Source organism: Arthrobacter sp. N1 (genome assembly GCF_048288285.1).
Classification (GTDB): domain Bacteria; phylum Actinomycetota; class Actinomycetes; order Actinomycetales; family Micrococcaceae; genus Arthrobacter_D.
In genome coordinates, this window is record NZ_CP102608.1 from 855,549 (window position 1) to 869,392 (window position 13,844).

Below are 13,844 nucleotides of genomic sequence, written 5' to 3' on the forward strand. Positions count from 1 at the left end.
TCAAGCTGACCTCGTGCGAGACCCAGAGAAGGATCAACCGATGACCACGTCGCCCATGGCCCCGTCCCATTCCGCAGCGGATACCGTCACCAACGCGCCCCTGTCCGAGGTGGATCCCGAGATCGCCGCCGTCCTCCGGGACGAGCTCGCGCGTCAGCGCGACACCCTCGAGATGATCGCGTCGGAGAACTTCGCTCCGCGCGCGGTCCTCGAGGCCCAGGGCAGTGTCCTCACGAACAAGTACGCCGAAGGGTACCCGGGACGTCGCTACTACGGCGGCTGCGAGCACGTCGACGTCGCCGAGAACCTCGCGATCGAGCGCGTCAAGGCGCTCTTCGGTGCAGAGTTCGCGAACGTCCAGCCCCACTCCGGCGCCCAGGCGAATGCCGCCGCACTCTCCGCGATGATCAAGCCCGGTGACAAGATCATGGGCCTCTCCCTCGCCCACGGCGGACACCTCACGCACGGCATGAAGCTCAACTTCTCCGGGAAGCTCTACGAGGTCGCGGCGTACGGCGTCGAGGAGGACACCCATCGCCTGGACATGGACCGCGTGCGGGCCCAGGCGGTCGCCGAGAAGCCGCAGGTGCTGATCGCCGGCTGGTCGGCCTACCCGCGGCAGCTCGACTTCGCCGCCTTCCGCTCCATCGCCGACGAGGTCGGCGCCCTCCTCTGGACCGACATGGCCCACTTCGCCGGACTCGTCGCGGCCGGCGTCCACCCCAGCCCGGTGCCCTACTCCGACGTCGTCACCTCCACGGTGCACAAGACGCTGGCCGGTCCCCGTTCCGGGGTCATCCTGGCCAAGCAGGAATGGGCCAAGAAGCTCAACTCCAACGTCTTCCCGGGACAGCAGGGCGGTCCGCTCATGCACGTGATCGCGGGCAAGGCCACGGCCTTCAAGATCGCCGGATCGCCGGAATTCCGTGAGCGCCAGGAGCGTGTCCTCGAGGGTGCCCGCATCATCGCCGAGCGCCTCACCGGGTCCGACGTCGCCGAGCACGGCGTCTCGGTCCTCACCGGTGGAACCGACGTCCACCTCGTCCTCGTGGACCTCCGCAACTCCTCGCTCGACGGGCAGCAGGCCGAGGACGTCCTGCACTCCGTCGGCATCACGGTCAACCGCAACGCCGTGCCGTTCGATCCCCGCCCGCCCATGGTGACCTCCGGCCTCCGCATCGGCACGCCGGCCCTCGCGACCCGCGGCTTCGGCGCCGCCGAGTTCACCGAGGTCGGGGAGATCATCGCGGCCGCCCTGAAGCCGTCGCCCGACGTCGTGGCACTACGCGCGCGCGTCTCCGCGCTCGCGGCGGACTTCCCGCTCTACCCGGGCCAGGAGGAGTGGTAGATCCGATCCCACGCGCCGCCCTCTCCTCGAGGGCGGCGGCGTCGCCGGACTTCGACATCCCCGCCGCGGAATGCTGCTTCACCGGCTGCTGCGACCGCGGCGAGGCATTCCTGCTCGAACAGCTGGACGAGCGACCAGAGAAGGATCCCTCCCATGAACAACGCCCGCATCCTTGACGGCAAGGCGACCGCCGCACGCATCAAGGAGGAACTGACCGAGCGCGTGAGCGCCCTGCGCGAGCGCGGGGTGACCCCCGGGCTCGGCACCGTCCTCGTCGGCGACGATCCCGGAAGCCACTCCTATGTCGCGGGCAAGCACCGCGACTGTGCCCAGGTCGGCATCACCTCGGTCCGGCGCGACCTGCCGGACACCATCACCCAGGAGGAACTCGAAGCAGTCCTCGACGAGCTGAACGCCGACGACGCCACGACCGGCTACATCGTCCAGCTCCCGCTTCCCGCCCACATCGACACCAACGCCATCCTCGAACGCATCGATCCGGCGAAGGACGCGGACGGCCTGCACCCGACCAACCTCGGGAAGCTGGTCCTCAACGTCAACGCGCCGATGGACTCACCCTTGCCGTGCACCCCGCACGGCATCGTCGAGCTCCTGCTCCGCCACGACGTCGCACTGAAGGGCCTCGACGTGCTCGTCGTCGGCCGTGGTGTGACGGTCGGCCGCCCGCTCGGACTGCTGCTCACCCGGAAGCAGATCAACGCGACGGTGACGCTGGCGCACACCGGGACGGCGGACCTCGCCGATCATCTCGGACGGGCCGACGTCGTCGTCGCCGCGGCAGGGATCCCGCACATGATCGGCGCGGACCAGGTGAAGCCCGGGGCGATCGTCCTGGATGTCGGCGTGAGCCGGGTGGAGGACCCGGAGACGGGCAGGGCGAAGCTCACGGGCGACGTCGATCCCGCCGTCGCCTCGGTGGCGAGCTGGCTGTCGCCGAATCCCGGGGGAGTGGGGCCCATGACCCGGGCCATGCTGCTGACCAACGTCGTCGAGGCGGCGGAGCGTTCGGCTGCCGGCAGCTAGTCCGCGCAACACCCATTGGCTTCTACCAATGGGAGTTCTCGCCTAGGCTGGGCGAGTGCCCACACTCTCCGCCGGTCCGCCGGTCATCTCCGCCCGTCAGCTGAGCAAGCACTACGGTGACTTCAAGGCCGTCGACGGCATCTCCTTCGAGGTCCCCGCGGGGGAGTCCTTCGGTCTGCTCGGGCCCAACGGTGCCGGTAAGTCGACGACCATGCGCATGATCGGCGGGGTGTCACAGCGGACCTCCGGAGACCTCACCATCATGGGGCTCGATCCCGAAGAGCACGGCCCGGAGGTGAGGGCGCACCTCGGGGTGGTGCCGCAGCAGGACAACCTCGACGAGGAACTCAGGGTCCGCGACAACCTCCTCGTCTACGGCCGCTACTTCGGTCTGCCCATGAGCTACCTGAGACCGAAGGCGGACGAGCTCCTGGAGTTCGCGCAGCTGACTGAGAAGGCGTCCGCGAAGGTGGACGCGCTCTCGGGCGGGATGAAGCGCCGCCTGACCATCGCGCGGTCGCTCATCAACGAGCCGAAGATCCTGCTGCTCGACGAACCCACCACCGGGCTCGACCCGCAGGCCCGGCACATCCTCTGGGACCGGCTCTTCCGCCTCAAGGAATCCGGCGTGACCCTGATCCTCACCACGCACTACATGGACGAGGCGGAGCAGCTCTGCGACCGGCTGGTGGTCGTCGACAAGGGCCGGATCATGGCGGAGGGATCCCCTGCTCAGCTCATCCGCGAGCACTCGACGCGGGAGGTGCTCGAGCTGCGCTTCGGCTCGGAACGCAACACGACCGTCGCCGCCGAACTGCAGGGCATCGGTGCCCGGCTCGAGCCGCTGCCCGACCGCGTCCTCATCTACGCCCAGGACGGCGAAGCCGCTCTCGAGCAGGTCATCTCGCGGGGCCTCCGTCCGATCACCTCCCTGGTCCGCCGCTCCTCGCTCGAGGACGTCTTCCTGCGCCTGACGGGAAGGAGCCTCGTTGACTGAGCGGGTGCCCACCACCGACGGCGCGGTGACGGCTCCGCCGTACCGGCTGCACGCCCACAAGCCGGAGGTCTCGGCGTCCCGGGCGCGCGCGTTCGGCTCCTGGTACTACGCCGAGCACGTCCTGCGGTCCATGAACAGCTACCGGTGGACCCTCCTCGCCTCGAGCGTCGGGACGCCGGTGATGTACCTCTTCGCCATGGGGATCGGCCTCGCGACCCTCGTCGACCGGAACTCGGCCGGCGCGTTCGGCGAGGTCAGCTACCTCGCCTTCATCGCCCCGGCCCTCCTGGCCTCCGCGGCGATCATGACCGCCGCCACCGAGTTCACCTATCCCGTGATGGACGGCTTCAAGTGGCGGCGCGTCTACTACGGCCCGCACGCCTCGCCCCTGAACACCGACCAGATCGTGCAGGGCCACATCATCGCCGTCACCGTCCGGTTGACGGTCACCACCATCATCTACTTCGTCATCGTCGCGGCGTTCGGAGCCTCATCGTCCGCCGCCGGCCCCGTGGCCATCCCCGTCGCGGTGCTGAGCGGCCTCGCCTTCGGGCTCCCGCTCATGGCCTACTCGGCCCGGATCGAAGAGGACAAGGGGCAGTTCGCGCTCGTCATGCGGTTCATCGTCACGCCGCTGTTCCTGTTCTCCGGGACCTTCTTCCCGCTCGACACCCTGCCGGTGTTCCTCCGCTGGATCGGCTGGATCTCGCCGTTGTGGCACGGCACGGAGCTGGGCCGGGCGCTGACCTACGGCTACGAGCTCCCCCTCTGGCTCGCCGTGGTGCACGTGCTGTACCTCGTGGTGCTCGCCGTCGTCGGACTCAAGCTGGCCCGCGCGGTGTACGCGAGGAGGCTGGGGAAATGAGCGTGCACCTCACCGCGCAGGACTACGCGCTGGAAGGGTCCAGGCGACCGCTGGCGGCGCTCTACTCCCGCAACGCCCGCGCCGTGATCGCGCGCGGACTGCTCGCCACGCGCAGCAGCAACTGGCTGGTCATGGTCTCCGGGTTCTTCGAACCCGTGCTCTACCTCGTGTCCATGGGAGTGGGACTGGGAGCGCTCGTCGGGTCGGTCGAGGGCCCCAACGGTGAGCCGATCAGCTATGCCGCCTACATCGCGCCGGCACTCCTCGCGGTGTCCGCCATGAACGGGGCGGTCTACGACAGCACGTGGAACGTGTTCTTCAAGATGAACTTCGCCAAGCTCTACCAGGGCATGCTCTACACGTCGTTGGGTCCGCTGGACGTCGCGATCGGGGAGATCTTCCTCGCCCTCCTGCGCGGCGCCATGTATGCCACCGGCTTCACCGCGGTCATGGCGCTCATGGGCCTCATCACCACACCGGTGGCGTTGCTCATGATCCCGGCGTCCGTCGTGATCGCCTTCGGCTTCGCGTCCTTCGGAATGGGCATCACGAGCTTCATGAAGACCTTCCAGCAGATGGAGTGGGTCAACTTCGTGATGCTGCCGATGTTCCTGTTCTCGGCCACCTTCTATCCGCTGAGCGTCTACCCGCAGGGAGTCCAGTGGTTCATCCAGGCCCTGCCGCTGTGGCACGGCGTGGAACTGCTGCGTCAGATCAGCATCGCCTCCTTCACCCCTGCCGCGGCGGTCCACCTGAGCTACTTCCTGGTGATGATCGCCGTCGGCATGCTGCTCACCACCCTTCGGCTGCGGAAGCTGTTCCTCAAGTAGGTCCGGCGGGCTGCGGTCAGGACGCGCGGGACGCAGGACGTGGGACACCGTATCGATCCGGAGTCCTGCCTTGGACGACGGCATCGGCGGGGCTGTGGCCCCGCCGCCGGTCGAAGCGTCCTGATGCCGCCGGTGTAGCCGGCCCTAGAGAACCAGGGTGGCGTACACCACGTAGTTGTCGTCGAACTCGCCCGTGTCGGGGTTGTAGCCGTCGCACGTGATCAGCCTGAGCTCAGAGCCGGGCGTGTTCCCGTACACCGTGAGGGTCGGGAAGTCGTTCTTCTGGTACGCCTCGCCGCGCTGGAACTCGAACACCGCGGTCGTCCCGTCCTCGCGGACCACGGTGATCCGATCGCCGGCCTTGAGGGCGCGGAGATCGGCGAAGACACCCTTGCCGCCGTCGGTCGCGTTGACATGGCCGAGCATGACGGCCGGTCCGCGGTCGCCCGGGGTGGGCGACTGGTCGTACCAGCTCGCGGGTGCTCCGGGTCCGTCAGGTGGCACCTCGAGACTGTTGTTCTCGCGGAGGCCCAGGGCCAGCAGGTCGGTGCGGACACCGATCGAGGGGATCTCCAGCGTGACCGGGGCGGAGGCGGGAAGGATGTCGGGACCTTCGGATGCGACCGGGGCGGGTGCCGCAGCGGGCGCGGAGGACGGAGCGGCAGTGGGCACGGCCGTGGGCGCGGGGCTCGGTGCCTCGACCGGCGCCGCGCTCGTCACTGCGGAGGACGACGACGGGGCCGGCGTCGAAGCGGGAGCATCGGCCGATCCGCAGCCGGCGAGGAGAAAGAGGGCGGCCACCGCCGGGGCCGTGAAGCCCCAGCGATGGCCGGTGTTCCTACTGATCATGTGGGATCAGGGATTATGCGTTGTGTGCTGCGCGGCGGCGCACTGCGAAGGTTCCACCGGCTGCTGCCGCGAGGACCAGGCCGCCACCGAGGGCGATCATGCCCGCGGAGTTGGAGGAGGACTCGGTAGCGACACCCGTGTCGGCTCCGCCGGCAGGCATGGCGCCCATCTGCGTCTTCACGAGCGTTCCACACAGGGCGGGGGAGGTCGCGCCGAGGGGGAGCTCGGGTGCGATCTCGGACGGGCTGCCGAAGACCTCGGAGGAGACGCCGGCGGTCGCCGGGTCCAGGCCGTGCACGACGACGACGGCTACGCCGGCCTCGAGCGACTTCTGGGTATCGGCGTCCAGGGTGATGGTGCGCTGGATCGAGTACGTTCCACCCTGGCCACCGAGCTGGAGGTTCAGGCCCTCTGCCGGAGTGGTGGCACCCGACGTGGTCAGCGTGGTCTGGATGGCGCCGTATCCGGGTACACCCTCGGCGACGTTGACGATGCCGTCGCCATTGGCGTCATCGGCGGGCGTGGGGCACTTGCCTGCCGCACCGCCGTGGATGTGCTGGACGTGGGGGTACGGGGCGTCCATGAAGGTCTGGGCGAGGCCCGAGACCTGCAGGTTGACCGTGGCCTGATCGCCCACGACGTCGAGGGTGATGGTGCCGGTGCCGGTCGTGCCGTTCAGCTGGCCGAGGGTCGAGGAGTAGGAGCCGTCAGCGGCCATCGCGGGGGAGCCCGCGAGAGCGACTGCGCCGATGGCGAGGGCCGGTACTGCGAGGAAGCGCATCTTCTTGTTCATGGGAAAGTCCTCCATAGTGCGAATGAGGCGCACCGTGGGGCGCGCACGACTGTACTTCGGGGTGATCCCGATCACGGATGGGAGCGGATGGGAAAAAACTTCGAAACCCCTGTGAGTTCGCCTGCGGTGGAAGACCGGGGGGTCGGTCGGCCGATGCGGGAGAATGGCCTGATGCAGTCTCTTGGAAGCAATGGGCGGCCTCAGGGCCGGGGTGTGAGCATGCGCATGGGCACGGCCGGGATGGCCGTCATGGTGGTCGTGTTCCTCGTGGCGGTCGTCTTCGCGGCCAACCAGAACGATGTGATCGGCTGGTTGGTCGCCATCATCTCCCTGGGCTGGCTCCTGATCTTCAGCTACGTGGTGCTGAGTCTCCGCTCCGCGGCACGGAAGGCCGCGGATCGGATCCAGGCGCACGGCGGGTTCGGCGGTGCCGGTGCGTCACCCGCGGGTCCGGTGGCCGTCGACAGGGCGAGGGACCTGAAGCTCGACCACAGCTTCAAGATCGTCCAGGTGCAGGTGGGCGTCGTGCGCGAGTACCTCGGCAAGGACGAGGGCATGGTGGAACGTGCACTCGAGACCATCGAGATCACCTCGCACAACGCGAGGTCCATGATGAAGGGCTCCACCGAGGGTCCGGTGGAGGGCACGGTCGTCGACTGAGCACCTCCCGACCGAGGTGAAGGGACACACCCTCCGGGGTAAGGTTGATCGAGTGAGTCCGGCATCGAACCCCCTGCAGGAACCCCTGCGTATCGCGTCCGTGAACGTCAACGGGATCCGCGCCGCCTACAAGCGCGGCATGCAGGAATGGCTGGACGGACGGGATGTCGACATCCTCTGCCTGCAGGAGGTACGGGCTCCCGACGCCGTGGTGCGGAGCCTCCTCGGCGAGGGCTGGTTCATCCTCCACACCGAGGCCGAGGCCAAGGGGCGGGCGGGGGTCGCGATAGCGTCCCGCCAGGAGCCTCTCGCCACCCGCACGACCATCGGTGACAGCTACTTCGACACGTCCGGTCGATGGGTAGAAGCCGATTTCCAGGTGGGGGGATCGACCCTTACCGTCGTCAGCGCCTACGTCCATTCGGGCGAGGTCGGGACCCCGAAGCAGGATGACAAATACCGGTTCCTCGAGGCGATGGTCGCACGCCTGCCACAGCTCCGAGACGCAGCCGACCACGCCGTGGTCATGGGCGACCTCAACGTGGGTCACACGCAGCTCGATATCAGGAACTGGAAGGGCAACGTGAAGAACGCGGGCTTCCTTCCCGAGGAACGCGCGTACTTCGATCGTTTCTTCTCCGACGAATGCGGCTTCGTGGATGTCGCCCGGAACCTCGCGGGCGAGGTCGACGGGCCGTACACCTGGTGGTCCTGGCGGGGCAAGGCGTTCGACAACGACACGGGCTGGCGGATCGACTACCAGCTGGCCACCGAGGCGCTCGCGCAGAGTGCAGCCACCGCCGACGTCGATCGGGCACCGAGCTGGGACACCAGGTTCTCCGACCATGCCCCGCTCGTCGTCGACTACCGGATCCAACCCTCCAGGAACTCCTCTGATGACTGAACAGCACCACACGCCCGCCCCCGCCCGGCGGCAACGGATCCTCTCCGGCATGCAGCCGTCGGCAGGATCCCTGCACCTAGGCAACTACCTCGGTGCGCTCGTGCACTGGGTGCGCCTGCAGGAAACCCACGACGCGGTGTTCTTCATCCCCGACCTGCATGCGATCACGGTCCCGCAGGACCCGGCGGAACTCATGCAGCGCACGCGGACGACCGCCGCCCAGTACATCGCTGCGGGGGTGGATCCCGATCGTGCCACGCTGTTCGTCCAGTCCCAGGTCCCCGAGCACGCGCAGCTCGCGTGGGTGCTCAACTGCCTCACGGGCTTCGGCGAGGCGTCCAGGATGACGCAGTTCAAGGACAAGGCGTCGAAGCAGGGCACCGATTCCGCCAGCGTGGGACTCTTCACCTATCCCATCCTGCAGGCCGCCGACATCCTCCTCTACCAACCGGACGGAGTCCCGGTGGGGGAGGACCAGCGCCAGCACGTGGAATTGAGCCGGGACCTCGCGCAGCGGTTCAACACGCGCTTCGGCGAGACCTTCGTGGTGCCCCAGCCCTTCATCCAGAAGGAGACGGCGAAGATCTACGACCTGCAGAACCCGACGGCCAAGATGTCGAAATCGGCACCGTCGCCCGCCGGGCTCGTCAACCTGCTCGACGACCCGAAGGTCACGACGAAACGGATCAAGTCGGCGGTCACCGACGCCGGGACGGAGATCCGCTTCGACCGTGAGGAGAAGCCGGGCATCTCGAACCTGCTCGCGATCTTCTCGTCCCTGTCCGGGCGAAGCATCGCCGAGCTGGAGGACGAGTACGCGGGCCGGATGTACGGGCACCTGAAGGTGGACCTCGCCGACGTCGTCGCCGAGACCCTCGCACCCATCCGCACCCGGGCCGAGGGGCTGCTCTCGGACCCCGCAGAGCTTGATCGGCTGCTGGCGAAGGGTGCCGCGAAGGCCCGTGAGCTGGCGGCGCCGACGCTCGCGGAGGTCTACGCACGCGTGGGATTCCTTCCCGCGGCGGGAGCCCGCTGACCCATGTGTGCTTCCACGGGTCTCCCCGGCCGGCTGGCGACGCCGTCGTCTCCGCCGGGACCGAGCGGCAGCTGCGTGGGCATCACCATCCCGATCCCCGAACCGCTCGCGGGTGACCTCGAGGCCTGGCGCGCGTCGTTCGGCGACCCCATGGCAGCCGTGGTGCCCCCGCACATCACCCTGATCACGACGACGCCGGCCTCCGACTGGGAGGCGACGATCGAGCACGTCCGGGCGGTCGCGCAGCACCAGCGGCCCTTCAGAGTCAGGCTCTGCAGCACCGGCTCCTTCCGGCCGGTCTCACCGGTGGTGTTCCTCAAGCTGGCCGACGGCTTCGACGAATGCGTAGCCCTGCATGCGAGGCTGCAGACGGGCCCGCTCGAACGTGACCTCGAGTTCCCCTTCCATCCGCACGTGACCGTCGCGCATGATGTCTCGGAGGCAGGAATGGATGCGGCGGTGGAGGAACTGGAGTCCTTCGAGGCGTCCTTCGACGTCCGGTCCATGGGACTGTACGAACACGTGCCGTCGGGGTTGTGGAAACTGAGGGAGGAGCTACGTTTTGGCGAAGTCGCTGACGGCTCCGAAACCACCACCCGTTGAGCAGCCCTCCCCGGCGAACCTGGCGGATCTGCGCCGGAAGGTGATCGATGCCCAGGTCCGGGTCGGGAGGCTGAAGCGCTCCGGCGATGGCGGCGCGGGTCTCCTCCTGGCGAGGGTGGATCTTGCGATCTCGCGGTTCTACACGCTGAGGCCCGTGCGCGTGGTCCTGCTGTACAACGAGCGCCGCGGCCCGTTGATGGCGGCGGGGCTCGCCTATCGCCTGTTCTTCGCCATCTCCGCTCTGCTCGTCGTGGGATTCGCCGCACTCGGGCTGGTGGTCGCCGGCGACGAGAGCCTGCGCGAACTGTCCGTGGACGCCCTCGACAAGGCGGTACCGGGGCTGATCGACCTGCAGGACGACGGGGGCGGCCTCGTCACTCCCACCCGCCTCTTCGACGCGACCAGTGGCCTCGGCTGGGCCATCGTCGTATCCTCGGCCGTCATGCTCGTGACGGCGCTCGGCTGGATCGGTGGCATGCGCCAGGCCATGCGCGGGATCTTCGCGCTGAAGCCCGTCGCCGCGCCGCCCGTGGTCCTCTGGGCGAAGGACCTCGGGACCCTCGCGATCCTGGGTGTGATCATGGTCGTGACGACCGCCCTCGGCATCGTGGCGACGAATACGCTGGGGGCCCTCCTGAGCTTCCTCAACCTGACGAGCGTGAGCCAGCTCCTGACACAGATGGCCGGATTCGTGGTGATGATCCTGCTGGACATCCTCGTGGCCGTGGTCCTGTTCCGGTCCGCGTCCGCCATCGAGATGCCGCGTCCCGTCCTGATCCAGGGTGCGGTGATCGCCGGTGTCGGCACCACGCTGCTCCGCACCTTCTCCACCCAGATCCTCGGAAGCTTCGGCAACAATCCGCTCCTGCTGTCCTTCGCCGTGATCCTCGCGCTGTTCGTCTGGTTCTTCCTCTTGAGCCAGGTGTACCTGGTGGCGACGGCCTGGTGCGCCGTCGGAACCGCTGACGCCGAGACCGACGCCGAGCGGCAGCACCACGCGAAGGGCGGCACCCTCCGTCAGCGCAGCCGCCGGGGGAACCGCACCTGACCGTCCGCACTGGATCGTGCGCACCGGATCGTGCGCACCGGATCGTGTGCACCTGACCGTCCGCACCTGACCGTCCGCACTGGACCGTGCACACCGGATCGTGCACACCGGATCGTGCGCACCTGACCGTCCGCACCTGACCGTCCGCATCTGCAGGGAGACGACGAAGGCGGCCCGTCGTGTGACGGGCCGCCTTCGGGCGGAGCATGGTGCTCAGGACCGAACGCCGCATCCGGCGTCGGATCCCGAGCAGCGAGTCAGACCTTACGGGTCAGGATCGCCTGCTTGACCTCCGAGATGGCCTTGGTGACCTGGATGCCGCGAGGGCAGGCCTCGGAGCAGTTGAAGGTGGTCCGGCAGCGCCAGACACCCTCCTTGTCGTTGAGGATCTCGAGGCGCATGTCCCCGGCGTCGTCCCGCGAGTCGAAGATGAACCGGTGGGCGTTGACGATCGCGGCCGGCCCGAAGTACTGGCCGTCCGTCCAGAAGACCGGGCAGGAGGAGGTGCAGGCCGCGCAGAGGATGCACTTCGTGGTGTCGTCGTAGCGGTCGCGCTCCTCGGCGGACTGCAGGCGCTCCTTCGTGGGCTCGTGGCCCTTGCTGACGAGGAACGGCATGATCTCGCGGTAGGACTGGAAGAACGGCTCCATGTCCACGATCAGGTCCTTCTCCACCGGCAGTCCCTTGATGGGTTCAACCAGGATCGGCTTGGACGTGTCGAGATCCTTCAGCAGCGTCTTGCAGGCCAGCCGGTTGCGGCCGTTGATGCGCATGGCATCGGAGCCGCACACGCCGTGCGCGCAGGACCGGCGGAAGGAGACGGAACCGTCGTGCTCCCACTTGACCTTGTGCAGGGCGTCCAGCACGCGGTCCGTGCCGTACATGGTCAGCTGCCATTCGTCCCAGTGCGCCTCGTCGGACACCTCGGGGTTGTAGCGCCGGACCTTCAGGGTGATGTCGAAGGTGGGGATCTCTCCACCGCCGCCGACGCCGGGCGCGAGCTCGACCTTGGAGGCCGGCTCCTTTTCCATCGTTTCGGTGCTCATCAGTACTTACGCTCCATGGGCTGGTATCGGGTGAAGATCACCGGTTTGGTCTCAAGGCGAACGCCACTGGTCTCGGTGGCGCGGGGGTCCTTGTAGGCCATGGAATGGGTCATGAAATTCTCGTCGTCCCGCTCGGGGTAGTCCTCACGGAAGTGGCCACCACGGGACTCCTTGCGGTGCAGGGCAGCGGCAGTCATGACCTTGGCCATGTCCAGGAGGAAGCCTAGTTCGACGGCCTCCAGCAGGTCGAGGTTGAACCGCTTGCCCTTGTCCTGCACGGTGATCCGCGTATAGCGCTCCTCCAGCGTATCGATCACGCGCAGGGCCTCGACGAGCGTCTCTTCGGTGCGGAACACCTGGACATTCGCGTCCATGATGTCCTGCAGCTCCTTGCGGATGAGGGCCACGCGCTCCCCGCCCTCCGAGCTGCGGGCCCGGTTCAGGAGCTCCTCCGTCTCGGTGGTCGGGTTCTCGGGGATCTCCACGAAGTCGGCGGTGAGGGCGTACTCTGCCGCAGCGAGGCCGGCGCGCTTGCCGAATACGTTGATGTCGAGGAGCGAGTTGGTGCCGAGGCGGTTCGAGCCGTGCACGGATACGCAGGCGACCTCACCGGCGGCGTACAGGCCGGGTACCACCGTGTCGTTGTCCGAGAGCACCTCCGCCTTGATGTTCGTCGGGATGCCACCCATCGCGTAGTGCGCCGTCGGGAACACGGGCACGGGCTCTGTGTAGGGCTCCACGCCGAGGTACGTGCGGGCGAACTCCGTGATGTCGGGCAGCTTCGCGTCGATGTGTGCGGGTTCGAGGTGGGTCAGGTCGAGGAGGACGTAGTCCTTGTTCGGCCCGGCTCCGCGTCCTTCGCGGACCTCGTTGGCCATCGACCGGGCGACGATGTCGCGCGGCGCGAGGTCCTTGATGGTGGGGGCGTAACGCTCCATGAAGCGCTCACCCTCCGAGTTGCGGAGGATCGCGCCCTCGCCGCGTGCGGCCTCCGAGAGGAGGATGCCGAGGCCTGCGAGGCCGGTCGGATGGAACTGGAAGAACTCCATGTCCTCGAGGGGGATGCCCCTGCGGAACGCGATACCCATGCCGTCGCCCGTGAGGGTGTGGGCGTTGGAGGTCGTCTTGTAGACCTTGCCGACACCGCCCGAGGCGAACACCACGGACTTCGCCTGGAAGACGTGCAGTTCGCCGGAGGCGAGGTCGTAGGAGACGACCCCGGCCACGCGCTTCTGGATGCGGGTGACACCGTCCTCGGTGACCTCCTGGTCGACCATCAGCAGATCGAGGACGTAGTACTCGTTGTAGAACTCGACGTTGTGCTTGACGCAGTTCTGGTAGAGCGTCTGGAGAATCATGTGACCCGTACGGTCCGCCGCGTAGCAGGAGCGCCGGACGGGTGCCTTGCCGTGGTCCCGGGTGTGTCCGCCGAAGCGTCGCTGGTCGATCCGGCCCTCGGGCGTGCGGTTGAAGGGCAGACCCATCTTCTCGAGGTCCAGGACCGCCTCGATGGCTTCCTTGGCCATGACTTCGGCCGCGTCCTGGTCCACCAGGTAGTCACCGCCCTTGACGGTGTCGAACGTGTGCCACTCCCAGTTGTCCTCTTCGACATTCGCGAGTGCGGCGCACATGCCACCCTGTGCTGCGCCGGTGTGGGAGCGGGTCGGGTAGAGCTTGGTCAGCACGGCGGTGCGAGCCCGCTGGCCGGACTCGATAGCTGCGCGCATTCCCGCGCCGCCCGCGCCGACGATGACGACGTCGTACTTGTGGACCTGCATGCTGGTCGCTCTTTCTGTTGAAACCGGTGAGGATGCATGAGGC

Annotated in this window: 14 protein-coding genes; 10 read left to right on the forward strand and 4 right to left on the reverse strand. The window is 67.9% G+C overall.

The features are described 5' to 3' along the window. Positions 1-40: 40 nt before the first annotated feature. The 5 genes from glyA to NVV32_RS04000 all read left to right on the forward strand — a co-directional run bounded on the left by glyA (position 41) and on the right by NVV32_RS04000 (position 5,084). A complete protein-coding gene (glyA, locus tag NVV32_RS03980) occupies positions 41-1,348 on the forward strand; it encodes a serine hydroxymethyltransferase (protein ID WP_321166891.1) in 1,308 nt (435 codons plus the stop codon). Positions 1,349-1,501: 153 nt separating this feature from the next. Then, the gene (locus NVV32_RS03985) at positions 1,502-2,392 is read left to right on the forward strand and encodes a bifunctional methylenetetrahydrofolate dehydrogenase/methenyltetrahydrofolate cyclohydrolase (protein ID WP_422391469.1); all 891 of its coding nucleotides are present in this window, start codon (positions 1,502-1,504) and stop codon (positions 2,390-2,392) included. 55 nt (positions 2,393-2,447) lie between these two features. Continuing rightward, positions 2,448-3,389: an ABC transporter ATP-binding protein gene (locus tag NVV32_RS03990; protein WP_055770042.1), complete on the forward strand. Its 942-nt coding sequence runs from the start codon at positions 2,448-2,450 to the stop codon at positions 3,387-3,389. Beyond that, entirely contained in the window at positions 3,382-4,254 is an 873-nt protein-coding gene (locus tag NVV32_RS03995; RefSeq protein WP_422391470.1) for an ABC transporter permease, read from the forward strand. The genes NVV32_RS03990 and NVV32_RS03995 overlap by 8 nt, the downstream gene beginning before the upstream one ends. After that, positions 4,251-5,084, forward strand: a complete 834-nt coding sequence (locus NVV32_RS04000) for an ABC transporter permease (protein ID WP_055770049.1) — start codon at positions 4,251-4,253, stop codon at positions 5,082-5,084. Before NVV32_RS03995 ends, NVV32_RS04000 begins: the two co-directional genes overlap by 4 nt. Before the next feature lie 144 nt (positions 5,085-5,228). On the opposite strand, the gene NVV32_RS04005 is transcribed toward NVV32_RS04000, so the two are convergent. Together NVV32_RS04005 and NVV32_RS04010 are read right to left on the reverse strand one after the other, a co-directional pair. Next, positions 5,229-5,933 (reverse strand): class F sortase, encoded by a 705-nt coding sequence (locus NVV32_RS04005; protein WP_422391471.1) that lies wholly within the window; start codon positions 5,931-5,933, stop codon positions 5,229-5,231. A 13-nt stretch (positions 5,934-5,946) separates the two neighbouring features. Further along, positions 5,947-6,726 (reverse strand): hypothetical protein, encoded by a 780-nt coding sequence (locus tag NVV32_RS04010; protein ID WP_055770055.1) that lies wholly within the window; start codon positions 6,724-6,726, stop codon positions 5,947-5,949. Between the two features lie 171 nt (positions 6,727-6,897). Between NVV32_RS04010 and NVV32_RS04015 the strand changes: the two genes are divergently transcribed. The 5 genes from NVV32_RS04015 (at position 6,898) to NVV32_RS04035 (ending at position 10,977) form a co-directional block, all read left to right on the forward strand. After that, positions 6,898-7,386, forward strand: coding sequence for a hypothetical protein (locus NVV32_RS04015; RefSeq protein WP_055770762.1), 489 nt, complete (start codon positions 6,898-6,900; stop codon positions 7,384-7,386). A 52-nt stretch (positions 7,387-7,438) separates the two neighbouring features. Continuing rightward, positions 7,439-8,290 carry an exodeoxyribonuclease III gene (locus NVV32_RS04020; protein ID WP_422391472.1) on the forward strand — a complete coding sequence of 284 codons (852 nt, stop codon included), beginning with the start codon at positions 7,439-7,441 and terminating at the stop codon, positions 8,288-8,290. Further along, positions 8,283-9,326 (forward strand): tryptophan--tRNA ligase, encoded by a 1,044-nt coding sequence (gene trpS / locus NVV32_RS04025; protein ID WP_055770063.1) that lies wholly within the window; start codon positions 8,283-8,285, stop codon positions 9,324-9,326. Before NVV32_RS04020 ends, trpS begins: the two co-directional genes overlap by 8 nt. Before the next feature lie 75 nt (positions 9,327-9,401). Next, entirely contained in the window at positions 9,402-9,929 is a 528-nt protein-coding gene (locus NVV32_RS04030; RefSeq protein WP_422391473.1) for a 2'-5' RNA ligase family protein, read from the forward strand. Beyond that, positions 9,889-10,977 (forward strand): YihY/virulence factor BrkB family protein, encoded by a 1,089-nt coding sequence (locus tag NVV32_RS04035; protein WP_422391474.1) that lies wholly within the window; start codon positions 9,889-9,891, stop codon positions 10,975-10,977. The genes NVV32_RS04030 and NVV32_RS04035 overlap by 41 nt, the downstream gene beginning before the upstream one ends. A gap of 257 nt (positions 10,978-11,234) precedes the next feature. On the opposite strand, the gene NVV32_RS04040 is transcribed toward NVV32_RS04035, so the two are convergent. After that, positions 11,235-12,023 (reverse strand): succinate dehydrogenase iron-sulfur subunit, encoded by a 789-nt coding sequence (locus NVV32_RS04040; RefSeq protein ID WP_055770072.1) that lies wholly within the window; start codon positions 12,021-12,023, stop codon positions 11,235-11,237. Beyond that, positions 12,023-13,801, reverse strand: a complete 1,779-nt coding sequence (sdhA, locus tag NVV32_RS04045) for a succinate dehydrogenase flavoprotein subunit (RefSeq protein ID WP_055770074.1) — start codon at positions 13,799-13,801, stop codon at positions 12,023-12,025. The genes NVV32_RS04040 and sdhA overlap by 1 nt, the downstream gene beginning before the upstream one ends. Between the last annotated feature and the right edge of the window lie 43 nt (positions 13,802-13,844).

What these genes read in the sequence shown, in the direction of transcription:
- glyA (WP_321166891.1), top strand. Translation starts at nt 41, where the DNA reads ATGACCACGTCGCCCATGGCCCCGTCCCATTCCGCAGCGGATACCGTC.
- NVV32_RS03985 (WP_422391469.1), top strand. Translation starts at nt 1,502, where the DNA reads ATGAACAACGCCCGCATCCTTGACGGCAAGGCGACCGCCGCACGCATC.
- NVV32_RS04000 (WP_055770049.1), top strand. Translation starts at nt 4,251, where the DNA reads ATGAGCGTGCACCTCACCGCGCAGGACTACGCGCTGGAAGGGTCCAGG.
- NVV32_RS04005 (WP_422391471.1), bottom strand. Translation starts at nt 5,933, where the DNA reads ATGATCAGTAGGAACACCGGCCATCGCTGGGGCTTCACGGCCCCGGCG.
- NVV32_RS04010 (WP_055770055.1), bottom strand. Translation starts at nt 6,726, where the DNA reads ATGAACAAGAAGATGCGCTTCCTCGCAGTACCGGCCCTCGCCATCGGC.
- NVV32_RS04015 (WP_055770762.1), top strand. Translation starts at nt 6,898, where the DNA reads ATGCAGTCTCTTGGAAGCAATGGGCGGCCTCAGGGCCGGGGTGTGAGC.
- trpS (WP_055770063.1), top strand. Translation starts at nt 8,283, where the DNA reads ATGACTGAACAGCACCACACGCCCGCCCCCGCCCGGCGGCAACGGATC.
- NVV32_RS04040 (WP_055770072.1), bottom strand. Translation starts at nt 12,023, where the DNA reads ATGAGCACCGAAACGATGGAAAAGGAGCCGGCCTCCAAGGTCGAGCTC.
- sdhA (WP_055770074.1), bottom strand. Translation starts at nt 13,801, where the DNA reads ATGCAGGTCCACAAGTACGACGTCGTCATCGTCGGCGCGGGCGGCGCG.